Source organism: Faecalicatena orotica (assembly GCF_905197545.1).
Classification (GTDB): domain Bacteria; phylum Bacillota; class Clostridia; order Lachnospirales; family Lachnospiraceae; genus Faecalicatena_A; species Faecalicatena_A orotica.
Genome location: NZ_CAJJZH010000007.1, coordinates 313,065 through 339,824 on the forward strand (window position 1 = coordinate 313,065; position 26,760 = coordinate 339,824).

Sequence of the window (26,760 nt, forward strand, 5' to 3'; positions counted from 1 at the left end):
CTTAAAAAGGGGTCATTAAGATGCAGGATGTGAAGAATTCAGAGGAATACAGACTTCTTCTGGAAAGAGCGAACTACGATGATCTGACCAAGGTACTCAACCGCAGGGCGGGGAAAGAATATCTGGAAGGACTTCTTGAAAAAGCTAAGTCCGAGAAGAAGATGCTTGTTGTAGCACTCTGTGATATCAATGAACTGAAACAGGTGAATGACAGATTCGGGCACAGAGAAGGCGACCACATGCTTCGCTATGCAGCATCGTCAATGACACGGCAGCTGGCAGCATATGATCTGGTTTTCCGGCTGAGTGGTGATGAGTTTGTGATGGCATTCTATGACGAGGACCAGAAAAATGCAGACAGCCGGATGAAGATGATTCTGTCGGATTTAGAGGAGAAGAGGACTGGGAATGGGATATTCTATGATGTTTCCTTTTCCTATGGCCTAATGGAGATATATCCGGAAGAAATGTATACGGTTTCTGATGTGATTGCGAAGGCTGATTCCAAGATGTATATCCAGAAACGCAGTTACCATATCATGCGGGCAAAACAGAAACTGGAAGAGCAGCAGGAACGCATTTCCGGGATCCGCAATTTCGAGTATGATAAGGAGCATCTCTATGATGCGCTTGTAAGCAGCACGGATGACTATATTTTTGTCGGGAGTATGAAGACGGGAATCTTCCGGTATCCGCCGGCGATGGTGGAGGAATTCGGACTGCCGGGACAGATTGTCGAGAATGCAGCGGCCTTTTGGGGGACGATTATCCATCCTCATGATGAACAGGGGTTTCTTGAAAGCAATCAGGAAATCGCGGACGGAAGGACAGAGTACCATGATATAGAATACAGGGCTCGCAACGTCAGAGGAGAGTGGATCTGGCTGCGCTGCCGCGGCAGGATGATACGCGATGAACAGGGGGCACCGAATCTGTTTGCAGGCATGATCACGAATCTGGGGCGCCGGGACCAGATTGACCATATGACAGGACTATATAACCGCTTTGAATTCGAAGGGGATGCAAAGAAGTATCTTGTAGATGGCAAAGGCACAAAAGAGCTTGGTATTATGATTCTTGATATGGACAGTTTCCGCAATATTAATGATCTGTACAACCGTTCTTTCGGTGATGAGATTCTCAGGGTGACAGCGCAGAAGATAGCAGCTGTTCTTCCTTATAATGCAAAAGTATACCGTCTCGACGGGGATGAATTTGGCATTCTGATTCTGAATGGAAATGAAGAAGAAGCCCTGGAGATTTTTAACCGTATCCAGCAGAAGTTCCAGAAGCAGCAGGATTATAATGGAAGAAAGTATTATTGCACCATTTCAGGCGGGTATGTTATCAGTCCGAGAGATTCAGAGAATTATCAGGAATTGCTGAAATATGCCAATTATTCTCTGGAGACATCGAAATCTATGGGGAAAAATAAAATAACGGTATTTACACCCCGGATATTGCAGCAGAAGGAAAGAAAACTGGAAATGACCGAACTGCTCAGAGAAAGCATGGAGCGGGAGTGCGCCGGGTTTTCTGTCAGGTACCAGCCGCAGGTGGATTCCGCGACTAAAGCCCTGTACGGTGCAGAAGCGCTGGTCAGATGGAACTGTACGTCCTTTGGACAGGTCTCCCCGTTGGAATTCATCCCGATTCTGGAGCAGAGTGGTATGATCATTCAGGTGGGCAAGTGGATTTTCCGAAGGGCAGTGGAACAATGCCGTGAATGGAGAAAGCTGAAACCGGATTTCCACATGAGCATCAATCTGTCTTACCTCCAGCTTCTGGAGGAAGATTTTATCATATTCGTTGAAGAAACACTGGAGGTGCTCGGTGTACCATACGAGAACATCACTCTGGAGCTCACAGAGACATATCTGATTGAACAGGATGGAACTGTGCATGATATGCTGCAAAGCCTTCAGGAAAAAGGCATACAGGTTGCAATGGATGATTTTGGTGTTGGGTATTCGTCTCTGTTTGAGTTGAAGAATACACCGGCAGATATTGTGAAGATAGACAGAGGATTTGTAAAGGGACTGACTTCCGATGTATTTACGGCGACATTTATCCGCTCTATTACAGAGTTGTGCCATAATGTCGGAAAACAGGTCTGCATGGAAGGGGTAGAGACGTCGGAAGAGTACGATATTGTAAAAGACATCGGGCTCGATCTGATACAGGGGTTCTATTTCGGGCAGCCTATCGTTCCGGAGATGTTTGAAAAACGGTTTTTCTAAAGAAGAGAAAAGAGCACGGTCTGCTTTCGGTACGAAAACGTGGAACAGCCAGAAGCAAGCTCCATCGCCAAAGGCGATTTTCATGGGCTTGCTTCTGGCTGTTCATGGTCCTGGACAGTTCCAACGATATTTATAATCGTAACGTAAAATAAGAAAATCCCATGAAAGATCAAGTGCTAAAAGCCCTGAATCCCATAGGATCTTCTTTTTCTTTAATAAAGAGCCCAAATGACTCAATACAAACGTGCGCGAGAAGATTCGAACTCCCGACCTTCTGGTCCGTAGCCAGACGCTCTATCCAGCTGAGCTACGCGCACATGCTGTTATAACTCGTTCACAGCGAAATTTAGTATATAATAGATTTCGACATTTGTCAAGCGATTCCGGGAAAAAAGTTAAAAAATCCGGAACCGCCTGATACAATTCTTATATATTGCGGAATAAGTGTCTCGGAATTCCGTCTACCATAACAGGTGAAACGTCGCCCTGAATCAGCGGGCGCACATAATTTACAAATTCATCTGTTACATAGCTGCCGTCCTCGTTGACCCACTCTCTCGGGACAAGCTTCTCGTCATTGGCAATCTTGTGTACATCCTTTACCTCGGTTCCGCTCTGGTATGGATCATCAGACAGTCTCTGGATGACAACCATTTTACCGGAATCTCCCTCGTCCGCTGCTTTTACGGCGGCACCGCCTACCTGATATGCCTCCAGAATATCTACACGGGAAGCACAGTGGGAAGCAGAACGCTGAAGGCTGCTCAGTTCAATTGCGCGGGTCTTGCTGCCGATCTCTCCTGCGATATAGCTTGCCAGATAATTCGCAGTACCGGAGAGCTGTTTATGTCCAAATGCATCCACAAAGTCTATGCTCTGTCCCAGTTCGCAGACGTAACGGCCGTCCGCCAGACGGATACCCTCAGATACTGCGACTACAACAGAAGGTTTCTTTGCCAGAAGCTCTCTGACCTTTGCACCAAACTTCTCGATATCAAAAGGCAGTTCCGGCAGATAGATCAGATCAGGCCCGGAGCAGTCCTCACCTTTTGCCAGAGCTGCGGCACCTGTGAGCCATCCGGCGTTACGTCCCATGATCTCAACAATAGACACAAGTCCTTTCTCATATTCCAGACAGAAGCTGTCACGGATGATTTCCTTCACGGATGTTCCGATGTACTTGGCAGCGCTTCCGAATCCCGGTGTATGGTCGGTGAGGGCGAGGTCATTGTCAATTGTCTTCGGGCAGCCGATAAAGCGTGTTGGATGACCTGTCACTATCGCGTAATCGGACAGTTTCTTTATCGTGTCCATCGAATCGTTGCCGCCGATATAAATAAAGGCTTCAATATTCAGCTTGTTCAGTATGGCAAAAATCTTTTCATATACAGTTCCGTCCTCATGAATCTCCGGCAGTTTATAGCGGCAGGAGCCGAGGAAAGCTGCCGGTGTCCTCTTAAGCAGCTCGGCATCCAGTTCTGTCTGGATATATTCTGACAGGTCAATATACCTCTCCTGCATCAGTCCCTGGATTCCATGCAGCATACCATATACTTTCTGGGCACCGCGGTCTTTTGCGGTGCGGTATACGCCTGCAAGGCTTGAATTAATCGCGGCGGTAGGGCCTCCTGATTGTCCTACTATTACATTTCCTTTCATGTCTGTTACCTCCGTGTCATTATTATTGTCAGTCATGCTTCCTTCGAAAGGAAACAACTCATATATCTAGTTTAGTGCATAATGCTCAATTTGTAAACGAAAAAAATAACTTTATGGTGAAAATGACTAAATATGATGGCGGGGATTTATATACAATGTATGTACATTATGTCGTTTTGATGTTATAATAATGCTCGGAATACCAAGGTTCTGAAGGGCGGGTCCAGAGGACCGGAAGCGGAATCAATATTAGGAGGGCAGCGAAATGCATCAGTATGATTATTTGATAGTTGGTTCAGGCCTTTACGGTGCGGTAATGGCACATGAACTGAATAAAAGCGGGAAGAAGTGTCTTGTGATCGACAAGCGTGATCATATAGCAGGTAATATATATTGCGAGGATATCGAGGAAATCCATGTGCACAAATATGGAGCACACATTTTCCACACATCCAGCAAAAGAATCTGGGATTACATGAACCAGTTTGCAGAGTTTAATAACTACATCAACTCACCAATTGCAATCTATAAAGATGAATTGTATAATCTTCCATTCAACATGAATACATTCAGTAAGATGTGGGGAATCAGGACTCCCCAGGAAGCAAAAGACATGATTGCAAAGCAGGTGGCGGAGACCGGGATCACGGAACCGCAGAACTTGGAGGAGCAGGCGCTTTCCCTTGGCGGACGCGATGTATATGAGAAGCTGATTAAAGGCTACACCGAGAAGCAGTGGGGGAGAGACTGTAAAGAGCTCCCGGCGTTTATCATCAAGCGTCTTCCGTTCAGGTACACGTATGATAATAATTACTTTAATGACAGATACCAGGGAATCCCGATCGGCGGCTACACGGCAGTTGTGGAGAAGATGCTGGAAGGAATCGAGGTAAGGACCGGGGTCGATTTCTTTGAATTCAGAAAAGAAAATCCGGATATTGCCGGTACTACCATCTTTACAGGAATGATCGATGAGTACTTTGGCTATCAGCTCGGGGCTCTTGAGTACCGTTCCGTAAGATTTGAGACAGAAGTACTTGACTGCGATAATTATCAGGGTAACGCTGTCGTAAACTATACGGAGAGGGAAGTGCCGTACACCAGAATTATTGAACACAAGCACTTTGAGTTTGGAAAGCAGGAAAAGACCGTCATTTCCAGAGAATATTCTTCGGAATGGAAAGTGGGCATGGAACCCTACTATCCGGTCAATGACGAGAAGAATATGAAGCTTTACGAGCAGTACAGGGAACTGGCAGAGAAAGAAGAAAATGTCATCTTCGGGGGACGGCTCGGCGGCTATAAGTATTACGATATGGACAAGGTTGTCGAAGCAGCACTGGATAAGCTGGAAGACATACAGAACGGAATGAATTAAGTGGAAATATAAGTTAAAAATGCAGGCGCGAAAGTGCTTGCATTTTTTATATAAATCGGGTAAGATACAGATATTCTGATAGATCTGGTTTATCTGTCATTTCATGTTTAAGTTCGGTATCATTTCTGATAACGTTTTCGACTGTATTGTTTAAGCTGCGGAAAGGAGTTTTGTTGATAACAGCAGAAAGTTATGATGTTTTAAAATTTGTGGAGCATGGGGGAAAATGCAGGGCCAGTATGGATTGTGAGCGGGGCCGGCTGCTCATTCAAAGGCTGGGAGACAGCGGGGGCATCACGAAGGAACAGCTATTTAAATGGTTTAAGCAGCTGGTGTGTGAACTGGAGAAATACCACAGGTATCAAAACGGGAAGTGTTACCGGTATCTGAATCCTTACAGCATTCTTGTCACGGAAGAGGAAAAAATCATGCTGCTGGACCTGAGCTCCAAGAGCAGTGGCTTTGTCTTCAAGAACATGCAGATGCCTGCGATGAGGAAACATTTTCTCAGTCCGGCCTCTGCTGTGGAAAATACCGCGCCGGATGAAGACTTTTATAATCTGGGGAAGACGATACAGTTCATGCTCGCCCGGACAGAGGATTACATAACCCTCACAAGAAGAGAAACATATCTATTATCTAGAATCATTGATAAGTGTCTCGGTGAAAATCCGAAAAAGAAGTACAAAAATCTAAAGCAAGTTCATAAAGAGTTACCCGATATAACATTGAAACGAGTAAAAAAGCAGAATAAAAAAACAATACTTATCATACTGGCGATCGTGCTGGCGCTGACCGGGATTTGCACGGTAAAAGCAGCGGCGGACGGTGGGAAAAACATCAGCGGTAAGGATATATATCTGACGTATAAGCAGGCAGATGAAGAATAACAGGGAAATGACAGCGGAATATCAGAAAAAGCCCTTAAAAGGGAGGATGCCGGGTAGTCGCTTTTGCGGCTCCCGGCATGTATTATGAAAAAGTTTATTCAAATAGTATTGCACTTGTTGTCGGATGTGCTGTCAAATGAAGTTTTTTCGTTCTTCATTTGATATATTTAGTATAGTCAAGAGAAATGAAGAAAACATGAGGAGAAAATGAAAGCTTTTTGAATAATAAATGAACAAACTATGAACAGCAGGATTAAGAGAATGTTACAGAAGAAAGGATAACAGAAAACGGCCCCGGAAAAACCCGGAGCCGTTTTCTATTTAAACTTTAGGAAAGATAATTGGTGGTTTATGCTTTATGAAGCCTGATCTTATGGCCAGATAGCTCTTGCTTTCTTTGCATCTACAACACGTTTTACAGCGATCAGGTAAGCGCCTGTTCGCAGTGTTGTGTGCTGCTGGTCGGCAATGTTCCATACTGCATCGAAAGCAGGATCCATAATGTTTTTCAGCTTTTCGTTGACAGTTTCTTCTGTCCAGCTTACTGACTGGATGTTCTGTACCCACTCGAAGTAGGAAACAACAACACCACCTGCGTTTGCGAGGATGTCAGGTACTACGATGATACCTTTTGCGTTGAGTACATCGTCAGCTTCAGCAGCGATTGGTCCGTTGGCAGCCTCTACAATAATGTCTGCTTTAATGTTGTCAGCATTGGAGCCGTTAATCTGGTTCTCTAATGCAGCCGGTACGAGTACTTTTACGTCAAGCTCAAGCAGTTCTGCGTTGCTGAGACGTGTCATGCCTTCTTCTTCATATCCGCTTAAGAGGTTTCTGCGGTCTTTGGAGAGGTATTCAAGGATAGCTGGGATATTCAGGCCGTTCGGATTGTAGATACCGCCGGATACATCGCTGACTGCCACAACTTTCATGCCTTCTTTGTGGAGCAGTTTTGCTGTGATGCTTCCTACATTTCCCATACCCTGGATAGCGACTGTTGTTCCGTTTGGATCTAAGCCGAGTTTTTTCAGGATATTCTTGGTTGTGAACATAACACCGCGTCCTGTTGCTTCGTTACGTCCGAGAGCGCCGCCCAGTTCGATTGGCTTACCTGTAACAACACCGTGTACACAGTGTCCTTTTAACATACTGTATGTGTCCATCATCCAGCCCATAACTGCTGCGTTCGTTCCTACATCAGGAGCCGGGATATCCTGCTCTGGCCCGATCAGGGGAGCGATAGCGGCAGTGAATCTTCTTGTGATTGCGCGGATTTCGTTCTCTGACAGCTGGTTAGGATCGCAGACAACACCACCCTTGCCGCCGCCGTAAGGAATATTAACAACCGCACACTTGAAGGTCATCCAGGCTGCAAGTGCTTTTACTTCGTCCAGGTTTACAGCCGGATGGAAACGGATTCCGCCCTTTGCAGGACCTCTTGATGTAGAGTGCTGGATACGGTATCCTTCGAATACATGTGTGGTTCCGTCGTCCATACGAACCGGGATTGCAACTTTCAATTCTCTCTCAGGATATTTAATTGCTTCGATGTCGCTGTCTGAATATCCGAGGATATCAGCCGCTTCTTTTACTACCTTTAAAACGTTGTCATAAGGATTATACTGTCCCATAATAAATTCTCCTTTATTATTGAATATTTTTATTGCTTCATTAAAAACTTCAGTTGATACTTTAAAACTTAGTTCATTTAATGTGGCAGGCATTAAATGAGAGGTGGCAATCATTTTGGTTTTTATTAAATCGGTTTACTTTTTGATCTTATTTCTCTAATAGTTTCTCGATTCCGGCGATTTTTACACATAAGGTAAAGATATCCATTGCTTTTTCCAGCTCATCGATAGTAGGATAAGTCGGTGCGATACGGATGTTGCTGTCTTTTGGATCTTTTCCGTATGGATATGTAGCTCCGGCTCCTGTCAGTGTCACTCCGGCATTCTTTGCGAGTTCAACTGTACGTTTTGCACATCCGGGAAGCGTATCAAGTGATACGAAATATCCTCCCTTCGGATTACTCCAGGATGCAAGGCCGCTGCCTGAAAGTGTTTCGTCCAGCTTATCTAAAACCATGTCGAATTTCGGTTTTAACTCTTCCGCGAGTTTCTTCATATGTGCCCTGATGTTTTCCGGGGTCTTGAAGAACTGTACGTGGCGTAGCTGGTTTAACTTGTCGTGTCCGATGGTCTGTGCGGACATGTGTCCCTTCAGCTCTTTTATGTTTGCCGGGCTGGATGCAACAAGTGCGATTCCTGCTCCGGGGAAGCTGATTTTGGAAGTGGAGAAGAAGTAGTATACTCTGTCCGGGTTGCCGCATTTCTCACACTCTTTAATGATATCCTTTAAAGCAACATCTTCGTATATATGATGAACACCGTATGCATTATCCCAGAAGATGCGGAAGTCTTTTGCTGCTGTCTCCATAGAGGCAAGCTGTTCTACAACTTCGTCACTGTAGCATACGCCCTGCGGATTGGAATGAAGCGGAACACACCAGATACCTTTGATGGATTCGTCTTCGCTTACAAGTTTTTTTACAATATCCATATCAGGTCCGTCTTCGTTTAAAGGAACCGTGATCATTTCAATTCCGAGTTCTTCACAGATTGTGAAGTGGCGGTCATATCCGGGTACCGGGCACAGGAACTTGACAGGATTTCCATTGTGCTTGGAATAAATCCAAGGTTCGCATCCGCCTGTACCGAAAAGGCACAAAAAGCTGAGCGTATCAAACATCACGTTTAAGCTGGCGTTTCCACCTATAATAATCTGGTCAGGATTGATCCCGAGAAGTTCACCAAACAGTTTTTTGCATTCCGGGATTCCATCGAGGATACCATAGTTTCTGGCGTCTGTTCCGTCAGCCAGTGTGTAACTCTCCATTTTATCCAGCAGTGCGTTGCTTAAGTTAAGCTGTGTGGTTGCCGGTTTACCTCTTGCCATGTTCAGTTTCAGGTTCTGTGCCTGGGCTTCTTTATATTGTACTTCTAGGTCGTTGAGAAGTGCGCTCAGGTCTTCGCTTGAGTAATCTGCGATTGGTTTCATAAATCTCCTCCTTGTAAGTGAACTATAACGACAGATCTCTTAGTTCTTGCTTTTATTATAGAAATATCATAAAATAAAAACAAATATTTATATTTATATAGTTATTATAACTAAATGGTTATGGGGATTGGAGGAACGGCATGTTCAGCGGTATGAATTATGTTTATGAGGTTTATAAAGAGCGCAGTTTTTCAAAGGCGGCAGAGAATCTGTATATCTCCCAGCCAGCTTTAAGTGCTATGATAAAGAAAGTAGAGAGTAAAGTGGGGATGCCCCTGTTTGACAGGAGTACGACGCCGATCCAGCTGACGGACTGTGGAAAGCGTTATATTAAGACGGCTGAGAAGATCATGGATCTGGAGGATGAGTTCGCGTATTATGTGGGGAATCTGCACGAATTGAAGACAGGGCATTTGTCTGTGGGAGGCACATATCTGTTTTCTTCCTTCATATTTCCACCGATTATTGCGAAATTCCGCGAGACTTATCCACATGTGAAACTCAGCCTGTTTGAGGGGCATACCCCTCTTCTGGAGCAGAAGCTTTTTGCGGGGGAGCTGGATATTATTATTGATAATTATCTGCTGGATGAGTCTATTTATGAGAAGAAGATTTTCATGGAAGAACATCTGCTGCTTGCGGTTCCGTCTTCCTTCGACAGCAATAAGAGGGCGACAAAGTACCAGCTCACTGTGGAGGATATCCGGGGAGACCTGCACCTGCAGCCTGAATTCCCGGGAGTGCCTCTCCGGAAATTCAAGGATGAACCGTTTATTGTACTGAGGGCACATAATGATACAAGGGAAAGGGTGGAGGCCATCTGCAGCAGGGCGGGGGTCCAGCTGAACATTTCATTGAAACTGAACCAGCTTCTGACTACATATCATCTGACGGAATACGGAATGGGGGCTTCTTTTGTGAGCGATACGGTTGTCAAGAGCCTGCCGCCGAACCGCGATGTCATCTATTATAAGGTGGATGACCCGGAAGCCGTCAGGGAGGTCTATCTGTACTACCGCAAGAATAAATATCTGACAAGGAGTATGACGGAGTTCATGAAAATGGCCATCCCCGACCTGGAGATCGAACCCCATGACAGGGCATAGTGAGTCAGGCTGTGCACGCCCGCGTGGGGTGAACGGTAACATATAAGCAAATGGTTATACAAGATATAACTTTGAAGTATTTGCTATTTTTAGCAGATTATTTTACACTGAAATCAGGACAAGGAGAATGTCGCATAAGATGTGGGATTGCTCCCCGAAGATCATGAAAAGGGGGATATGGAACATGAATGGCTGGGAAGAACTGATGAACAAAGAAGAGATGACGGAAGATGAAAAGAAGATAGTGTGTAACAGCCTCATGACGACAGAAGCGAGGATGGAACGGCTTATATTGAAGCTTTTTTCCCCGGAAGATTTCAGAAAAGTCTGGGAAAGGCGCATAGGCGACGGACTGATCGGCGGGAAAGCATGCGGGCTTCTGGTTGCCAGAAAGCTCATCAAGGTGCGTCTCCCGGAATTTGGGGAATTCATAGAACCGCATCATTCTTATTTTATCGGATCAGATGTATTCTGCAAATTTCTTGAGCAGAATGACTGTATGGAGCTCCGTGAGAAGCACCGGAGGGAGAAAGAGCATTTTAAAGAAGCAGAGGAACTGAAAAGCAGGCTTAGAAACGGGGTATTCCCGGAACATGTGCGTATGCAGCTAAAAGGCGTGCTTCAGCATTACGACAATACACCAATTATCGTACGTTCCAGCAGTTTTCTGGAGGATGGGTACGGCAATGCATTTTCCGGGAAATACGAATCGATTTTTTGTATGAATCAGGGAACTGAGGAGGAACGTCTTCAGGAGCTCGAGGATGCGGTGCGGCAGGTGTATGCCAGTACGATGAATCCTTCTGCAATTGAATACAGGAGAAAGCGGAAGCTTCTGGATGTTGATGAGCAGATGGCGCTTCTTGTACAGAAAGTGGAAGGGGAGCGCTATGGCGACCTTTATTTTCCGGTGGCAGCAGGTATGGGCTGTTCCTACAATCCTTATAAATGGATGGAGCATATGAACCCGGATGCGGGAATGCTCAGAATCGTTGTCGGACTTGGGACGAGGGCGGTGGAAAGGACACCGGGTGATTATCCGAGGCTGGTGGGTCTGGACCGTGCACAGGCGAATATCCGGACTACGATAGCCGAACGGCATAAGTTTTCCCAGCGGCAGGTGGATGTTCTGGATTTCTCGCAGAACAGACTTACGACAAAGCCGCTTGAGATGGTAATCCAGAAGATGACAGACTGGCAGAAGAAGACCGTTCTGAGCAGAGATTCGGATGCAGAATATATGCTGTCCCAGAGAAGGCAGTTCCGCAAGGTATATTTTGCGGATTGTCAGGGTCTGGTTGAGAATAACGAGTTTATCAGGATGATGCGAAAGATACTAAAGATGCTTGAGGCAGAATACGAACGGCCGGTTGACGTGGAATTCGCGGTAAAGAATTCTGAAGCCGGTGTCTGGAAGGTGAACCTTCTGCAATGCCGCCCGCTGCAGACAGCTGCATCAGAAAATGTAGTCATTCCGGAAGGGATTGACAATGAACTGCTTTTCGACGTGCGCCGGACCTCCATGAGAAGGTCGAAAAAGGAAAGTCTGGACCGGATTGTATGGGTGGACCCGCAGGCATATTATGAATATCCTTATGCGAAGAAGCCGGATGTGGGACGGATGATCAGCCAGATCAACCAGCGGTACGAGGAGGAAGATAAGAAACTTATGCTGCTTGTGCCGGGGCGCATCGGAACATCATCCCCTGAACTGGGGGTCCCGGTTGTCTATGCGGACATCAGCCAGTTTATCGCCATCTGTGAGGTGGCTTACAGCAAGGCCGGATACCGGCCGGAATTATCCTATGGGAGCCATATGTTCCAGGACCTTGTAGAAGCGGATGTATACTACGGGGCGATCAATGAGAACAGCAAGACAAGGCTTTACCAGCCCGGGCTCCTGAAGAAGTTTCCGGATGTATTTTTAGAATTGTGGCCGGAAGAGAAGGAGCTGTCCAACATCATCAAGGTATTTGACGTTTCAGGAAGCGGTACGTCCCTTCTTCTGGATGCGAAAGACGGGCGTGCGGTATGCAGGCTCGGGATGGGCAGTAACGGTTAAGGTGCTAACGGATCAATTGGCGGCAGATATCCAGAAACTGAAGGCAGGTCGGTGTAAAATAACTGTCTTTCATCCATGCAAGCCTGAATACACGCGGGGATGAAAAGCTGCGGATATGTATCTGGCTGAGACGTCCCAGGTTCAGGTCATCCTGCACTACGAAACGATAAATAAAAGAGATCCCGATATTTTCCATTACTAATTTCTTGACAGCATTGATGGTCCCTATCTCCACATAGGAGCGGAAATTGTTGATATCCTGGTTGTTTGACTGGAGTATATTCATCAGATTATGTTTGGAGTAGGTATCATTTTCACGGAAGACGAGCCGGTAATCGTTTAGTTCGTGAAAGTTTACCTCCTTACCGGCCAGCGGATGGGCTGGGGAGCAGACACAAATTGTTTCGGATTCAAACAGTTCCTCGCTCTCGTACTCATCCTGCGGGCAGGCGAGGTCTGTGACACAGAAGTGGATGCGGCCGTTTTGAAGCTGGACAAGCAGGGCATCTGCTTCATCGAGGTACATACTGACTTTTTTGCCGGGATATTTGCGCAGGTATTCTGCGACCATGTGGGGGACGAGTGATTCCCCTGTGGTGACGATTGTACCGATTCTTATCTCTTCCGGCTCCTGCGGCGGAGACTTCAGGCGCTCTGCGATATCAAGTGATCCTTCTTTGACCGTCTGGGCAAAAGCCTGCAGTAATCTGCCGTGTTCTGTGAGCTGGAGTTTCCTTTTTTCATCATAATAGAGCAGCTTTGTCTGATAACAGCTTTCCAGATGCTGGATGTGCTGGGTGACGGCTGGCTGGGTGATGTTCAAAATACTGGCTGTCTGTGTGTAATTTCTCGTTTCGCACAGTACAAGAAAAGTATCGAGTTTCAAATCTAACATAATTCCCACCTTTCTGAATATTCTGACAGTATTCTCTATAATCTGAACTTATCGGGCTATAAAATAATATAATTTCATTTTATTATTTCTTTATGCTAAAATCAAGTTATTAAATAAACCGGAGACAAAAAAGAAAGAAAAAATTGAGAATACAGCAAGGAGGCTTATCTTGGAGAAAAGGATAAGTCCCTTTTTGTATAAAGCTGCTATGGTGTTTGAAGGAAGGAGAAACATGTGAAACAAAGAAGGAGGTGGGTGATTTGAAGATTGGAGCGGTTACGATCGGGCAGTCGCCGCGTGTCGATGTCACACCTGACATCATGCCGATATTCGGCGAAGGCGTGGAGCTGCTGCAGGCGGGAGCACTGGATGGTCTTACGAAGGAAGAGATCAATTCAATGGAGCCGCTTGAAAATGACTATGTGTTAGTATCGCGTTTGAATGACGGTACATTTGCAAAGTTTGGAGAGAGCTTTATTCTGGACAGACTTCAGGACTGCATCACAAGGCTTGAAGATCAGGGGGTCTGTCTGATTATGTTTTTCTGTGCAGGTACGTTTCCTGACATATTTAAAGCAAAAGTACCGCTTGTGTATCCGGCTAAGATTTTAAACGGCCTGGCTGCGGCGTTGAGTAAGAACTCCAGCATCATAGTGATAACACCAGATGAACAGCAGGTACAGCAGGCATATGACCAGTGGGGGCCGATCATGAAACAAGTGACGCCGATTGCGGCAAACCCTTATGGCGATATGGATGAAGTGCGAAAGGCGGCAGAAAAAGCCAGAGACATCGAGGCAGATTTGATTGTTATGGACTGCATAGGATTTACGAAGGAGGCAAAGGAAATCGTTGCGTCTATTGCAAAAAGGCCTGTCCTTTTGTGCAGGACGACGCTGGCACGGACAGTCAGTGAGCTGTTAGACCTTTAACCAACAGTAACGTAAGATGACATAACAAAAGGAGGCGTTTAAATGAACGGACAAACAAGTGGAAAAGGGAATCAGGTAAAGGACCATCCGTCCGCCCTGAATCCGGCGATTCTGGTCCTGAATATCATTCTTTCAATTTTAGGGGCAATCATTGGTCTGGAATTGATTGTTCGTGTTGGTATCAGTACAAATACATCTATCATAGGTGCATTGTTTGCGATTATCCTTTCGAGGATACCGATTGCATTTTTTAAGAAATACAGAAATATCCACGCACAGAACCTGGTACAGACAGCTATTTCCGGTGCCACCTTCTCAGCGGCGAACAGTTTGATTCTTCCGATTGGTATTCCGTATCTGATGGGAGAACCCCAGCTTGTCATTCCCATGCTGGTAGGTGTACTTCTGGCAACAATTATTGATGCGACGATTCTGTATAAGACTTTCGACACACCGATGTTCCCGGCCGATGAACCGTGGCCGCCGGGAATTGCATCAGCAGAAACGATACTTGCTGTTGTTAACAAAGGTAAGAAAGCGATGCTCCTCCTCGTAGGTATGGGTATTGGTATTGTCGGAAAGGCATTCGGAATACCGACAGATCTTCTCGGTGTTACGTGGATTGGTGACATGTGGGCGCTTGGTGCTTTTGGTGTTGGTGCCCTCGTTATTGGTATCAGTACAGACCAGGGATTTAACATCAGCCAGTATTATGTTCCTCACGGTATCATGATCGGTGCAGGGCTGGTTGCGCTGATTCAGGTCGGACTTATGCTCTTTAAGAAGGAAGACGGCAAGAACAGCGTCGCAGGAAAGTTTACAAGCAGCATCTCGGATATGAGGGGCGCGCTTGCAAAGGGATATATTGCATATGTAGTAGTAGCGATCGGACTGGCGGCAGTATCCGGCATATATTCCCAAATGTCTGTTCCGAAACTGATTATCTGGGTAGTATTCGCGGCTTTTGCAGCAATCGCATCAGAGCTGATTGTTGGTATGTCAGCAATGCATTCCGGATGGTTTCCGGGATTTGCTACTGCCCTGATTTTCCTGATTGTTGGTATGATGATCGGATTCCCGAAGCTTCCTCTTGGTATACTGGCAGGTTATACCGCGGCAACCGGGCCGGCATTTTCAGATATGGCGTATGACTTTAAGTGCGGCTACATCCTCCGCGGAAATGGGGCGGACCCTGACTTTGAGCGTGCAGGAAGAAAGCAGCAGTATATGGCGGAAATTGTGTCTTTCTTTGTAGCATTCGCAGTTGTACTTGTGATGTGCAATACATATTTCAAACAGGACCTGTTTGCGCCGGTCGCGCGTACATTTGTAACAACAATCGAAGCAGGTTCCAGTCCTGAAATAGCAAAATGGCTGATTATTTTTGCTGTTCCCGGTGCGATACTCCAGTTCATCGGCGGCCCGAAGAAACAGCTTGGTGTACTCTTTGCAACAGGTATGCTCGTTGGAAGCACGATTACAGGTATTACCGTTATTGTAGCTTTAATTATCCGTATTGTTGTTGTCAGACTCAAAGGAGAAGAAGGACAGAGTACTCTGTACATTCTCGGTGCAGGTTCCATCGCGGGTTCTGCATTGTACAGTTTCTTTACATCTACTTTGCAGTTAGGGAAAAAGAAGTGATGTTTTTGGTACAGTGATACACGAAGACAGCCGGTCTTCCTAATGTTGGAAGAGCCGGCTGTCTTCATGTGCAAGTGTATCTAATCAGGGAGGGAGCCCTGCCTGTGGAAGACGGAAGAATCCAGTACCTCATTACATACGTCAAGAAACTGCAGGTTTGCAGGTTCAAAGAAGCTGTTTTTCATCCAGACAAAGTTAAACATGGAGTGGGAAGAAAAATTCCGGATATGTATCTGGCTCAAGGCGCCGCTGTCCAGCTTTTCCTGTACTACAAAGCGGTAAATAAAGGAGATACCGATATTTTCCATGACCATTTTTTGCACAGTATTGATCGTTCCGATTTCCACATACGACCTGAAATTGTTGATATCCTGATTGTGCGCGTGCAGAATCTGCATCAGATTACGGTGCGAGTTGGTATCATTTTCACGGAAAATAAGGCGGTAGTCGTTCAGCTCCCGGAAGTCGACCGTTTTGCCTGCCAGTGGATGCTCCGGAGAACAGACACAGACCGTATGGGCTTCGAACAGTTCACGACTCTCGAATTCCAGAGGCGGACAGTAAGTGTCTATGATACAGAACTGGATACGTCCGGCCTTCAGCTGCTTCTGAAGCGCGTCAGCCTCACCGAGGTACATGCTGACTTTTTTCTCGGGGTATCTCCGGAGATATTCTGCAACCATATGCGGCACAAGGGACTCACCGGTGGTCGTTAATGTACCCAGTTTCAGCTCGTCAGGCTGGTCGGGAGGGCTCTTCAGCTTCCGCTCGATGATCTGGGCGTCTGCTTTGATCGTCTGGGCATACGCGCGGAGCAGTTTCCCGTGTTCTGTGAGATGCAGGCGGCGCTTTTCATCGTAATACAACAGCTTAGTCTGATAGTAGCCTTCCAGATATTTGATGTGCTGGGTGACGGCTGGCTGCGTAATGTTCAGCAGAGTCGCGGTCTTTGTGTAATTCCTTGTTTCACATAAGGTCAGGAAGGTATCCAATTTTAAATCTAACATTTCACCACAAATCCTTTCTGAATTTTCAGGCAATTATCCATATAATCGGAACTTATTATGCCATAAAATAATATGATTTCATTTTAAAAGAAATTTGTGTTATTATCAAGACAAATGAAGGACTTTTTTCTGCAGCCTTGAAATGAATCGAAATTAGAAGGGCGCGGAAGCAAAAAAGAATGGAGGGATATTCATGGACTACCCGATTGGAGTTGAAATGACAGAAACGTATCTGTCCTATGAAGTGCAGCGTGCGGCAATGAAGCTGGTGCGGGACGTCATGCTTGTAAAGCCTGGTGAATCTGTTGTAATCACTGCGGACACTTCAACTGATATGCGTGTTGTAGATGCGGTGATGGGGGCGGCATATACCATTGGAGCGGACCCGGTGCTGATTAAATATCCGACGACCGGAAAAGCCTTTGAAGAACCGTTTCTCCCAATAGCTAATGCGGTGGCTGCTGCGGACGTATGGATTGAGTTTGCGTATTATTGTGTTATGCATTCACCCTGCTTCCAGAAGGCGATTGCAAACGGGGCCAGATACACATGCCTGTGCGGTATGGATACGATCATGCTTGTAAATACGGTTGGAAGGGTAAAATATGATGTGCTGGTGGAATTCGGTGAATATCTGACCCGGAAGGTACAGGCATCTAATGAAATTATCGTACGGGATGCCAACGGAACGAACCTGAAGGCTTATAACCAGGGACGTAAAGTAAAACATTCCGGACAGCTTGCGACGAAGAAGGGCTACCCTGTTATGCTTGGAGGCCAGGTAAGCTGGTGTCCTGTGGAAGAAACGATCGAAGGGACGCTGGTATTTGACGCAGCACTGTTCCCGCCGAGTGAAATCGGGCTTTTGAAAGAACCTGTCAGGCTGGAATTCAAAGAGGGACGTCTGACAGAGATTACCGGAGGGGCACAGGCCGAGGTCTTTAAGAAGTGGCTGGCATCCTTCGACGATCCGAACATGTACCGTCTGGCACATTATTCAATCGGATTTAATCCGGGGGTACGCAAAGCCACGGGCCGGATCGTAGAGGATGAAAGAATCTTCGGATGTATCGAATTTGGCATTGGCAGCCAGGGGGCAAGTCTGATGGGCGCGTTCTGGGATGCAGCGTCACATACGGACGGAGTCGTATCAAAACCGACCATCATCCTGAACGGTGAAGTGTTGGAGGAAAATGGAATCTACAAAGAAGAAACATGTATTTCATTCTGCAAAAAACTGGGAATTGCAGATTATGAATAAATAAAAAGGGTTAAGAAAAAGGAGGAAGAATTATTATGGAATACCCAATTGGAATCGAAATGGCACCAGATTATTTATCTTATGAGGTGAGCAAAGCCGCCTACAAACTTGTGAAAGAAGTTATGCTGGTAGAACCCGGGGAAAATGTCGTTGTAACAGGTGATACCTCTACGGATAAGAGAGTTCTGGACGCAATCATGAACGCAGCCTACATTGTGGGTGCGAACCCGGTACTTGTCTATGTCCCGACAAATGAAAAAGCGTATGCAGAGCCGGTTGCACCTCTCGGCAATGCAGTAGCGGTAGCAGATGTATGGATCGAATTATCTTATTCATCCATCATGTTGTGTGAATCATGGAGAAAAGCAATTGATTTCGGATGCCGCTACATCAACCTTACAGGTATGGATGTGACTATGATCGTAAACTGCATCGGAAAAGTAGATGTAGCACGTGTTGTAGAGCTGGGAGAAGCTCTCAAGGCTAAGATGGAAGCAGGCAACGAGATTATCATCAAAGACGAAAACGGTACATATCTGACAGCAAGAAATGAAGGCAGACCGGTTCGTCATTCCGGACAGCTTGCTACCTTCAAGGGATATCCGTTTATGATGTGCGGACAGATCAGCTGGTGTCCGATTGAGGAGACGATCAACGGAAAACTTGTATTTGATGCAGCGATCTTCCCGCCTACAGATATGGGTATCCTGTCAGGAAATGTAGAGCTGACACTGGAGAACGGCCGTGTTACAAAGATCGAAGGCGGAAAGGATGCTGAGAGGTTCAGCGCATGGCTCCATTCATTTGACGACCCGAACATGTTCCGTCTTGCACACTATTCATTAGGCTTCAACCCCGGTGTTTCAAAAGCGACAGGCCGTATTGTAGAAGATGAGAGAATCTTCGGATGTATGGAATTCGGTATCGGCAGCCAGGGCAAAATGATCCGCGGAAGCTATTGGACCGCATCCTCACACACAGACGGTGTTGTTTCCAAACCATCTATCATTCTGGACGGTGTGGCAATCGAAGAAAATGGTAAGTATGTAGATCCGGATCTTGCTGAGATCTGCAGGAAAATGGGAGTAGCAGGGTATTAAACTACTTTGAAAAGAGTACCCGGATAGTCCTTCTATCAGGGTGCTCTTTTTTTGCGCAAATTTAGCCTGAAAATGGCAGGTAAACTTGAAAACAGGTTTTTTGTGTGATAAAGAAACGGGAAAAATTTAAGGAAAAGGAGTTTGATGAGGAGATTATGGAAGAAAAAAATTCAAAAGCCGGGGCGTCCACATTCGAGAAAATACGTTTTTCAGAACCGGTCACAATCATCTTTGGTTCCATTCTGGCAGTATTGTCCGGTATTATCTGTATGCAGATCATGGGGAAGGTGGGGGTCTCAGCGAATACATCCATATTAGGTGCGGTATTTGCAATGCTGATATCCAAGATTCCGATGACTTTATTCGGAAGATTCAAGAGTCTGGAACGTCAGAACTATATCCAGACGATCGTATCCGGGGCGGGATTCTCCGCTGCTAACTGTGCATTCGTTGCGGTTGCGATCCTGTTTGTCATGGGAGAGACAAAAGCAGTCCTGCCGATGGCGCTGGGATGTATCTTCGGAACGGTTATTTCTGTTTATACAGTAGGGTCACTGTTTGATTCTCCGCTGTTTCCGGCAAGGGAAGCATGGGCACCGGGAGTTGCGACGGCGGAAGTACTGGAGGCCGGGGACGAAGGCGGCGATAAGGCGAAGAGAGTTATTCAGGGAATCATAGTGGGAATCGTAGGAAGTATCTTTAAACTGCCTGTGGGAGCTGTAGGTATCGTATTTATTGCAAATATTGTGTCCATGCTGGCACTCGGAATCGGACTTCTGATTCGCGGATATTGTGCACCGCTTACAGGATTTGACCTTGGTGCGACAAGTATTCCGCAGGGCTTCATGGTAGGTGCGGGACTGATCGCACTGCTCCAGTCCATTGTTTCTATCTACCAGAGTTCTTCAAAGAGTAAAAAGACAAAAGCCGATCAGGAAGCCTGTGAGGAAGGTCTGACGGTCAGCGGGGGAAAGACAAAGAGAACTCTGATCGCAGCACTGCTTACACATGTGGCAGGCGGAGTTTTTGTAGGAATTATCTGTGGGATTTTCACGGGCATGTCTCCGGCCAAAATGGTGCTCTGGGTGATCTGGACCGCGTTTGCATCAGTTGCTTCTATGATTATTATAGGTAAGGCGGCAATGTATTCAGGATGGTTCCCGGGCTTTGCGGTAACAACGATTTTTATGACTATCGGTGTGCTGATGGGATTTTCCCCAATCGCAGTAGCGGTACTGACAGGGTATATCAGTTCAGTAGGACCATGTTTTGCGGATATGGGATATGACCTGAAGACAGGCTGGATCATCCGTGGAAAAGGCAAAAATGCAGAGCGTGAAGTATATGGGAGAAAACAGCAGGTGTTCATTGAAATGCTGGGGGCATTCATCGGTATTATTGTTGTCATTTTCTTTGCAGACATGACTCTGAAAGACGGGCTGATTCCTGCAACAAGCGTTGTGTTTGCGACGACTGCTGAGATGGGAAGTAATCTGGCTCTCTTGAAAGAACTGGCGATATGGGCGGTTCCGGGAGCGATTGTACAGATTCTGGGAAGAAAGTACATGTTTGGCGTACTGCTGGCGACAGGACTGCTCATCAACAACCCGATCTATGGTATCGGTGTCATTGTGGCAGTGGTCTTCCGTAAGATTATCGGTGATGAATTCATGAACTGCCGTGATGCGGGACTCATCGCCGGAGACGGCTTGTTCAGCTTCTTCTCGAGTCTTGTAAAAATGTTTATATAAAAGAGTTTAGAACTGTTCTGGTTCCGGCATTTAGGATATAATAAGGATATCCGGGTAGAGAAAGAAGGTAGAAAAATGTCTGATGTTGAAAAAGTAATTTCTTATTTTAAAAAGGTCTGCTCCATTCCGAGAGCCTCTGGGGATGAGAAGGCAGTCAGTGACTACATTGTTGATTTCGCAAGGGACAGGGGACTCGATGTGACGCAGGATTCCTGCTATAATGTGATTGTCAGAAAACCGGCAGCAGTTCCTGATGCGGGAGAACCGGTTATACTTCAGGGACACCTTGACATGGTCTATGTAAAGGAGAATGACAGCAGCCATGTGTATGAAAACGGGATTGAGGTGAAGGAGGACGATGCGTATTATTATGCCGATGGGACTTCCCTTGGTTCTGACAACGGAATTGCGGTTGCGTATTGTCTGGCAGTCCTCGATAGTGATGACATTCCCCACCCCGACCTCGAAGTTGTATTTACGGTAAAAGAAGAGGTCGGCCTGGTCGGCGCGGATAAGATTGATATATCTTCTTTGAAAGGAACACGTTTTATTAATCTGGACTCCGAGGAGGAAGGAATCTTTTATACGAGCTGTGCCGGCGGATTACGCTGCAGGATGATCTGGGATCTGGAGACGGAAAAGATGGAAGAGGAAAGAGTTCCGTTAAGGGTAACATTCCGGGGGCTTGCCGGAGGACACTCGGGCATCAACATCGGCATGGGACTGGGAAATTCTATTGTACTCCTTGGAAGACTTTTGTATTTCCTGAAGGATATGCAGGTTAGGGTTAACCAGCTGGATGCTCCGGGAAAGGCAAATGCGATTGCGAACAACGGAAGTGTGTGTTTCTACGTGAAGCCGGAAGAACTAGACGAAGTTAAGGCAAAACTTGCAGAAGCAGAGAAAACATTCCAGACGGAATTACAGTATACCGATTCTATTTCATTCGAGATTGAAGAGGGCGCTGCACAGACAGGGGCAGAAGTCTATACGGCTAAATACCAGAAGGAGATCACGGAAAGCCTGATGTTATTGCCATACGGTGTTTCAGGATATTCCTTTGCGATTGACGGCCTGATTGAGACATCCATGAATCTTGGGTCACTGACCTGTGAAGACGGAAAACTGACACTTCTGATGTCTCTGAGAAGTTCTGTGGCGTCTCAGAAATACATGCTGCGTGATAAAATCCAGATCATTGCGGACTCAAAATGCGATACATGCATTTTTGAAAGCGATTACCCGGGATGGCAGTACAGAAAGGATTCCCCGCTGCGCGATACAGCTATTGCACTGTATGAAAAGCTTTTCCATAAGAAGGCGGAGGTTGCGGCGATCCATGCGGGACTCGAGTGCGGCTACTGGGACAGTAAGAAGCCGGGAATGGATATCATTTCTACGGGACCGGATCTTTTCGATGTACATTCAACAAAGGAAAAAGTATCGAAAGAATCTATCGGGCATATGTGGCTGTATCTGAAAGAACTTCTGAAGGAACTGTCAAAGGCCTGATTTTACTGGTTTTTTGTGGACCGTAATATACTTAGAAAATTATAAGAAAATTTTAAGGACCTTATACTTGGAAAGAACCCTTTAGTGTGGTATTCTAAGTGAAAGGTCCTGTTTTTTCACAGTAATACCGGCAGCAGATGTTGATAAAAGACGGAATGTGTGGATATCTTATGAAATGGGACAGAAGTGTGAAGATATCTGTTAGGAGGAAAAAATAAGATGACACGGAGTGAATTTCTTCAGGAACTGCGTCAGGCATTGGAAAATGACCTGTCTGGCAGCATCGTTCAGGAGAATGTACAGTTTTATAACCAATACATTACGGATGAGATGGCAAAGGGAAAGAGCGAAGAAGAAGTCCTTCAGATGCTGGGCGATCCCTGGATTATAGCGAGGACCGTCATTGATGCAGCAGACGGAACCGATAAGTCTACCGTGTACGAGGCAGGCGGCGGTTCATATACCGGTTATGAAAGCGGCAGGGAACAGGCACGTGAGCAGAATCCAAAGGTACACGTGTTTGGATTGAACACATGGTGGAAAAAACTGCTTCTTATTTTGGGAATAGTGATGATGGTAGTGGCTGTATTCGCAATCATATCAGGCGTAATCAGCCTGCTGGCACCCATACTGGTTCCGATCCTGATCATCATGATTGTGATCCGGTTCATCGGCAACCGGCGGGGATGACATCAGACACACAGCCAGTGCCGGGAAAAGAATTACTAAAAGGGGCCAGTGGGCGTACAAAAGCATCCGCTGGCCTTTTTCTATTTCTTTTAAAAAGCGGATCAAAAACCACGTATTAAGCGTGGCTTTGGCACTCTGTCTCAGAAAAAAGCAAAGTAAAAGACCGATGGGGGAGCCATCGGTCTTTTGAGGGGAGTATAAATAATTAATAAGGGGTTGTAGAAAGTAACCTTTCTACAATGATAAGTATAATATATCAAATTGGAAAAAGCAAGCAAAAATAAAAAAAATATTAAATAAAAAGATACAGCGGATTTTGTAAATTGTGAATAAAAAATATATATTAATGAGACAATATGAGTGTACCAAATAAATTTTCCTAGGAGGGACACTCATGTCAAAGAATTATAACAACTCAAATAACTCAAACAGTAACTCAAACAATTCAAACAACTCTTCAAAGAACACAAGTAGCAATTCATCTTCAAACTCTACTTCAAACTATTCAAAAGAGCAGAGTAAGAACAATAACTCAAGCAAGAACTCATCTTCTAACTCAACATCAAACAGCAGCCAGAACTGCCACAACACAAAGAACATGAATTCTTACAACAACGAGAACAACTACTAAACAAAACACTATTTGCAAAAAGGTACAGGGCAAAAGTCATTTTGGTACACGTCTAACTTCAATTGGGGACGTAGTAAAGTTGAACTTTACTACGTCCCCAATTTATAGTAATATGATACATATACTCTGTGGTGTGTCGGTTTGATGCACGGGGAACTACTGGCAGAATAAGTACAGCATATGGAGGCGTTTGGATGGATAAAATAGAATTGATAGCACCATGCCATTTTGGGCTTGAGGCAGTACTGAAGAGGGAGATTCAGGATCTTGGGTATGAGATTTCTCAGGTGGAAGACGGCAGGGTTGCATTTTATGGTGACAGTGAGGCAATATGCAGGGCAAATATTTTTCTGCGTACGGCAGAGAGGGTTTTGCTGAAGGTTGGCTGCTTTAAGGCGGAGACTTTTGACGAGCTGTTTGAGAACACGAAGACCATTCCCTGGGAGGAATATATACCGAAGGATGGCAAGTTCTGGGTGGCAAAAGCGGCGTCTGTGAAGAGTAAGCTGTTCAGTCCGTCTGATATTCAGTCGATTATGAAAAAGGCTATGGTGGAGCGCATGAAGGTGCACTACCATATAAAATGGTTTGAGGAGAAGGGGGCATCGTATCCGGTCAGAGTGTTTCTGATGAAGGACATGGTGACCGTGGGTATTGATACTTCCGGTGTATCTCTCCATAAGCGGGGATACCGGCAGCTGGCGGGAAAAGCGCCTATTACGGAGACGCTTGCCGCGGCATTAATCATGCTGACACCGTGGAGCAGGGACAGAGTACTTGTTGACCCATTCTGTGGTAGCGGTACATTTCCGATTGAAGCGGCAATGATGGCGGCAAAGATTGCACCGGGAATGAACAGGTCTTTCCTTGCGGAAGAGTGGGGCAGTGTTGTATCGAAGTCTCAATGGTATCAGGCGGTAGATGAAGCCAATGATCTGATCGATGATGAGATTGATGTGGACATTCAAGGGTATGATATTGATGCAGATGTATTGAAGGCCGCAAGGCAGAATGCAGAGGATGCGGGAGTTGGACACCTGATCCATTTCCAACAGCGGGATGTCAGGGATCTGAGGCACCCTAAAAAATATGGGTTCATCATCACTAATCCTCCATATGGTGAGCGTCTGGAAGAAAAGGCAGTCCTGCCGGAACTTTACAGAGATTTTGGGGAGAGTTTCCGCAATCTGGACAGCTGGTCTGCATATATGATAACCAGCTATGAGGATGCAGAACGCTACTTCGGCAGACAGGCCGATAAGAACAGAAAAATATATAATGGTATGATTAAGACTTATTTTTACCAGTTTATGGGGCCTAAGCCTCCAAAACCAAAGAATTAGAAGGTATGGATATGGAAAAGAGAATAATCTTCGCAACAGGGAACCAGAATAAGATGAAGGAGATTCATATGATTCTGGCTGATTTAGGAATTCCGATTTATTCAATGAAGGAAGCCGGTATTGACATTGATATTGTTGAGGATGGTTCCACATTTGAAGAAAATGCCGTAATAAAAGCAGAGGCAATAGCCAGATTACTGCCGGATGATATTATACTTGCTGATGATTCAGGACTTGAAATTGATTATCTGGACAAGGCTCCCGGAATCTATTCGGCCAGATTTGCGGGTGTTGATACGTCTTATGATATTAAAAACCAGATGCTTTTAGACAAGCTTCAGGGCGTACCGGATGAAAAAAGAACTGCACGTTTCGTATGTGCGATAGCCGCAGCATTACCGGACGGGACAGTCGAGACAGTCAGAGGTACGATTGAGGGTATAATCGGTTATGAGATAGCAGGGGAAAACGGATTCGGGTATGATCCGATATTCTACGTGCCTGAATATGGCTGCACGACGGCCGAGATGAACCCGGATCAGAAGAATGAACTTAGCCATCGCGGAAAAGCACTCCGTGCTATGCGTAAAATACTGGAAGAAAAGCAGCTTGATTCGGACACACAGTAGAAGAGCTGTTTAAATGAAGCGGAAAATCCGGTTAACAGGCAGTAACTTGGCAATTATTATAAGAAACAGGGTGCGAGTGATATGAGAGTATTGATAGTGAGCGATACACATGGAAATCATAAGAATCTGGACAGGATATTGGAGCAGGCAGGACAGATAGACATGTTTATCCACCTTGGTGATGTAGAAGGCGGAGAAGAGTATCTGGATGCTGTCCTTGACTGCGAGAAGCATATGGTGAGGGGGAATAACGACTTCTTTTCAGATCTTCCTAAAGAGGAGGAATTCAAGATAAGGGACTATAAAGTATTTATTACACACGGGCATGGATACTATGTGTCCCTCGATCCTGAATATATTAAAGAAGAAGGCAAAGCGCGCGGTGCTGACATTGTAATGTACGGCCATACGCACAAGCCGTACTTTGATAAAAATGAAGAAATTACAATTTTGAATCCGGGGAGCGTATCTTATCCAAGGCAGGAAGGACGAAAAGGCAGTTATATGATTATGGAATTAGATGACAAAAACCAGCTCCGGTTTCAGCAGTGTTACCTTGACTGAATGTTTGAAATCAGGCGCTATTTCAACACTTTTCTGCGTAAAATCAGGCGCGGTGAAAAAAATGTAAAAAAATAAAAAATAGTTGTTGACATATTGCCAAGCCTATTATATAATAATTCTTGCGTCACGGGTAAGCGTGACAAGCAAAAAGAACATCGGGGTGTGGCTCAGCTTGGCTAGAGCGCCTGGTTTGGGACCAGGAGGTCGCAGGTTCGAATCCTGTCACCCCGATAGTGCGGGTGTAGTTCAATGGTAGAACACTAGCCTTCCAAGCTAGATACGTGGGTTCGATTCCCATCACCCGCTTTCTTACAGCAGATGTTGTAAGAAGCAGAGTAAGGGGATAATTGCATATGAGTCTGTAGCTCAGCTGGATAGAGCAACGGCCTTCTAAGCCGTAGGTCGA

21 protein-coding genes and 3 tRNA genes are annotated in these 26,760 nt (G+C 45.7%); 18 read left to right on the plus strand and 6 right to left on the minus strand.

What is annotated here, in order from left to right; translation table 11 throughout:
* The first annotated feature begins 20 nt into the window (after positions 1–20).
* The gene (locus ABIN22_RS16360) at positions 21–2,240 is read left to right on the plus strand and encodes a bifunctional diguanylate cyclase/phosphodiesterase (protein ID WP_346909976.1); all 2,220 of its coding nucleotides are present in this window, start codon (positions 21–23) and stop codon (positions 2,238–2,240) included.
* Positions 2,241–2,483: 243 nt separating this feature from the next.
* Here the strand turns inward: ABIN22_RS16360 and ABIN22_RS16365 are convergent.
* Positions 2,484–2,557, minus strand: a tRNA-Arg gene (locus ABIN22_RS16365).
* Between the two features lie 109 nt (positions 2,558–2,666).
* On the minus strand, positions 2,667–3,899 hold the full coding sequence (locus tag ABIN22_RS16370; RefSeq protein ID WP_109732360.1) for a 6-phosphofructokinase: 1,233 nt from the start codon (positions 3,897–3,899) through the stop codon (positions 2,667–2,669).
* A gap of 265 nt (positions 3,900–4,164) precedes the next feature.
* On the opposite strand from ABIN22_RS16370, the gene glf reads away from it, so the two are divergent.
* Together glf and ABIN22_RS16380 are read left to right on the plus strand one after the other, a co-directional pair.
* Positions 4,165–5,277 carry a UDP-galactopyranose mutase gene (gene glf, locus ABIN22_RS16375; protein WP_346909979.1) on the plus strand — a complete coding sequence of 371 codons (1,113 nt, stop codon included), beginning with the start codon at positions 4,165–4,167 and terminating at the stop codon, positions 5,275–5,277.
* Between the two features lie 173 nt (positions 5,278–5,450).
* Positions 5,451–6,167: a hypothetical protein gene (locus ABIN22_RS16380; protein WP_118620264.1), complete on the plus strand. Its 717-nt coding sequence runs from the start codon at positions 5,451–5,453 to the stop codon at positions 6,165–6,167.
* Positions 6,168–6,538: 371 nt separating this feature from the next.
* Here the strand turns inward: ABIN22_RS16380 and ABIN22_RS16385 are convergent, their stop codons facing one another.
* A complete protein-coding gene (locus ABIN22_RS16385; RefSeq protein ID WP_243099291.1) occupies positions 6,539–7,798 on the minus strand; it encodes a Glu/Leu/Phe/Val family dehydrogenase in 1,260 nt (419 codons plus the stop codon).
* 148 nt (positions 7,799–7,946) lie between these two features.
* On the minus strand, positions 7,947–9,227 hold the full coding sequence (locus tag ABIN22_RS16390; RefSeq protein ID WP_109732365.1) for an aspartate aminotransferase type Ic: 1,281 nt from the start codon (positions 9,225–9,227) through the stop codon (positions 7,947–7,949).
* Positions 9,228–9,367: 140 nt separating this feature from the next.
* Here ABIN22_RS16390 and ABIN22_RS16395 point away from each other — a divergent pair, with 140 nt between their 5' ends.
* Together ABIN22_RS16395 and ABIN22_RS16400 are read left to right on the plus strand one after the other, a co-directional pair.
* Positions 9,368–10,333: a LysR family transcriptional regulator gene (locus ABIN22_RS16395; protein WP_346909982.1), complete on the plus strand. Its 966-nt coding sequence runs from the start codon at positions 9,368–9,370 to the stop codon at positions 10,331–10,333.
* A 184-nt stretch (positions 10,334–10,517) separates the two neighbouring features.
* Positions 10,518–12,395: a PEP/pyruvate-binding domain-containing protein gene (locus ABIN22_RS16400; protein ID WP_118620275.1), complete on the plus strand. Its 1,878-nt coding sequence runs from the start codon at positions 10,518–10,520 to the stop codon at positions 12,393–12,395.
* Positions 12,396–12,399: 4 nt separating this feature from the next.
* On the opposite strand, the gene ABIN22_RS16405 is transcribed toward ABIN22_RS16400, so the two are convergent.
* Complete coding sequence (locus ABIN22_RS16405) at positions 12,400–13,290, minus strand: LysR family transcriptional regulator (protein WP_118620265.1); 891 nt, start codon at positions 13,288–13,290, stop codon at positions 12,400–12,402.
* Between the two features lie 251 nt (positions 13,291–13,541).
* Here ABIN22_RS16405 and ABIN22_RS16410 point away from each other — a divergent pair, with 251 nt between their 5' ends.
* Together ABIN22_RS16410 and ABIN22_RS16415 are read left to right on the plus strand one after the other, a co-directional pair.
* Positions 13,542–14,222, plus strand: a complete 681-nt coding sequence (locus ABIN22_RS16410) for an AroM family protein (RefSeq protein ID WP_346910002.1) — start codon at positions 13,542–13,544, stop codon at positions 14,220–14,222.
* A 42-nt stretch (positions 14,223–14,264) separates the two neighbouring features.
* Positions 14,265–15,866 (plus strand): OPT/YSL family transporter, encoded by a 1,602-nt coding sequence (locus tag ABIN22_RS16415; RefSeq protein WP_346909984.1) that lies wholly within the window; start codon positions 14,265–14,267, stop codon positions 15,864–15,866.
* A gap of 80 nt (positions 15,867–15,946) precedes the next feature.
* Here the strand turns inward: ABIN22_RS16415 and ABIN22_RS16420 are convergent, their stop codons facing one another.
* Complete coding sequence (locus ABIN22_RS16420) at positions 15,947–16,873, minus strand: LysR family transcriptional regulator (protein ID WP_346909986.1); 927 nt, start codon at positions 16,871–16,873, stop codon at positions 15,947–15,949.
* Positions 16,874–17,066: 193 nt separating this feature from the next.
* On the opposite strand from ABIN22_RS16420, the gene ABIN22_RS16425 reads away from it, so the two are divergent.
* From ABIN22_RS16425 to ABIN22_RS16475, 11 genes are all read left to right on the plus strand, one after another.
* On the plus strand, positions 17,067–18,134 hold the full coding sequence (locus ABIN22_RS16425; protein WP_346909988.1) for an aminopeptidase: 1,068 nt from the start codon (positions 17,067–17,069) through the stop codon (positions 18,132–18,134).
* A 35-nt stretch (positions 18,135–18,169) separates the two neighbouring features.
* On the plus strand, positions 18,170–19,234 hold the full coding sequence (locus ABIN22_RS16430; RefSeq protein ID WP_118622740.1) for a 2,5-dihydroxypyridine 5,6-dioxygenase NicX family protein: 1,065 nt from the start codon (positions 18,170–18,172) through the stop codon (positions 19,232–19,234).
* 104 nt (positions 19,235–19,338) lie between these two features.
* The gene (locus tag ABIN22_RS16435) at positions 19,339–20,985 is read left to right on the plus strand and encodes an OPT/YSL family transporter (protein ID WP_346909990.1); all 1,647 of its coding nucleotides are present in this window, start codon (positions 19,339–19,341) and stop codon (positions 20,983–20,985) included.
* Between the two features lie 75 nt (positions 20,986–21,060).
* On the plus strand, positions 21,061–22,497 hold the full coding sequence (pepD, locus tag ABIN22_RS16440) for a beta-Ala-His dipeptidase (RefSeq protein ID WP_346909992.1): 1,437 nt from the start codon (positions 21,061–21,063) through the stop codon (positions 22,495–22,497).
* Between the two features lie 219 nt (positions 22,498–22,716).
* A complete protein-coding gene (locus ABIN22_RS16445) occupies positions 22,717–23,187 on the plus strand; it encodes a DUF1700 domain-containing protein (RefSeq protein ID WP_346909994.1) in 471 nt (156 codons plus the stop codon).
* Between the two features lie 394 nt (positions 23,188–23,581).
* Positions 23,582–23,818: a hypothetical protein gene (locus ABIN22_RS16450; protein WP_346909996.1), complete on the plus strand. Its 237-nt coding sequence runs from the start codon at positions 23,582–23,584 to the stop codon at positions 23,816–23,818.
* 194 nt (positions 23,819–24,012) lie between these two features.
* On the plus strand, positions 24,013–25,161 hold the full coding sequence (locus ABIN22_RS16455; RefSeq protein WP_109732373.1) for a THUMP domain-containing class I SAM-dependent RNA methyltransferase: 1,149 nt from the start codon (positions 24,013–24,015) through the stop codon (positions 25,159–25,161).
* Between the two features lie 11 nt (positions 25,162–25,172).
* A complete protein-coding gene (locus tag ABIN22_RS16460; protein ID WP_346909999.1) occupies positions 25,173–25,790 on the plus strand; it encodes an XTP/dITP diphosphatase in 618 nt (205 codons plus the stop codon).
* Positions 25,791–25,871: 81 nt separating this feature from the next.
* Positions 25,872–26,354 carry a metallophosphoesterase family protein gene (locus tag ABIN22_RS16465; RefSeq protein ID WP_109732375.1) on the plus strand — a complete coding sequence of 161 codons (483 nt, stop codon included), beginning with the start codon at positions 25,872–25,874 and terminating at the stop codon, positions 26,352–26,354.
* A gap of 156 nt (positions 26,355–26,510) precedes the next feature.
* A tRNA-Pro gene (locus tag ABIN22_RS16470) sits at positions 26,511–26,585 on the plus strand.
* A 4-nt stretch (positions 26,586–26,589) separates the two neighbouring features.
* Positions 26,590–26,660: transfer RNA gene (locus ABIN22_RS16475), tRNA-Gly, on the plus strand.
* The last annotated feature ends 100 nt before the right edge of the window (positions 26,661–26,760 follow it).

Excerpts from the sequence above, each read along its gene's own strand:
- ABIN22_RS16415 (WP_346909984.1), top strand. The coding sequence starts at position 14,265 with ATGAACGGACAAACAAGTGGAAAAGGGAATCAGGTAAAGGACCATCCG.
- ABIN22_RS16400 (WP_118620275.1), top strand. The coding sequence starts at position 10,518 with ATGAATGGCTGGGAAGAACTGATGAACAAAGAAGAGATGACGGAAGAT.
- ABIN22_RS16405 (WP_118620265.1), bottom strand. The coding sequence starts at position 13,290 with ATGTTAGATTTGAAACTCGATACTTTTCTTGTACTGTGCGAAACGAGA.
- ABIN22_RS16425 (WP_346909988.1), top strand. The coding sequence starts at position 17,067 with ATGGACTACCCGATTGGAGTTGAAATGACAGAAACGTATCTGTCCTAT.
- ABIN22_RS16430 (WP_118622740.1), top strand. The coding sequence starts at position 18,170 with ATGGAATACCCAATTGGAATCGAAATGGCACCAGATTATTTATCTTAT.
- ABIN22_RS16420 (WP_346909986.1), bottom strand. The coding sequence starts at position 16,873 with ATGTTAGATTTAAAATTGGATACCTTCCTGACCTTATGTGAAACAAGG.
- ABIN22_RS16465 (WP_109732375.1), top strand. The coding sequence starts at position 25,872 with ATGAGAGTATTGATAGTGAGCGATACACATGGAAATCATAAGAATCTG.
- ABIN22_RS16445 (WP_346909994.1), top strand. The coding sequence starts at position 22,717 with ATGACACGGAGTGAATTTCTTCAGGAACTGCGTCAGGCATTGGAAAAT.
- ABIN22_RS16360 (WP_346909976.1), top strand. The coding sequence starts at position 21 with ATGCAGGATGTGAAGAATTCAGAGGAATACAGACTTCTTCTGGAAAGA.
- ABIN22_RS16455 (WP_109732373.1), top strand. The coding sequence starts at position 24,013 with ATGGATAAAATAGAATTGATAGCACCATGCCATTTTGGGCTTGAGGCA.
- ABIN22_RS16460 (WP_346909999.1), top strand. The coding sequence starts at position 25,173 with ATGGAAAAGAGAATAATCTTCGCAACAGGGAACCAGAATAAGATGAAG.
- ABIN22_RS16370 (WP_109732360.1), bottom strand. The coding sequence starts at position 3,899 with ATGAAAGGAAATGTAATAGTAGGACAATCAGGAGGCCCTACCGCCGCG.
- ABIN22_RS16450 (WP_346909996.1), top strand. The coding sequence starts at position 23,582 with ATGTCAAAGAATTATAACAACTCAAATAACTCAAACAGTAACTCAAAC.
- ABIN22_RS16385 (WP_243099291.1), bottom strand. The coding sequence starts at position 7,798 with ATGGGACAGTATAATCCTTATGACAACGTTTTAAAGGTAGTAAAAGAA.
- ABIN22_RS16390 (WP_109732365.1), bottom strand. The coding sequence starts at position 9,227 with ATGAAACCAATCGCAGATTACTCAAGCGAAGACCTGAGCGCACTTCTC.
- pepD (WP_346909992.1), top strand. The coding sequence starts at position 21,061 with ATGTCTGATGTTGAAAAAGTAATTTCTTATTTTAAAAAGGTCTGCTCC.
- ABIN22_RS16395 (WP_346909982.1), top strand. The coding sequence starts at position 9,368 with ATGTTCAGCGGTATGAATTATGTTTATGAGGTTTATAAAGAGCGCAGT.
- glf (WP_346909979.1), top strand. The coding sequence starts at position 4,165 with ATGCATCAGTATGATTATTTGATAGTTGGTTCAGGCCTTTACGGTGCG.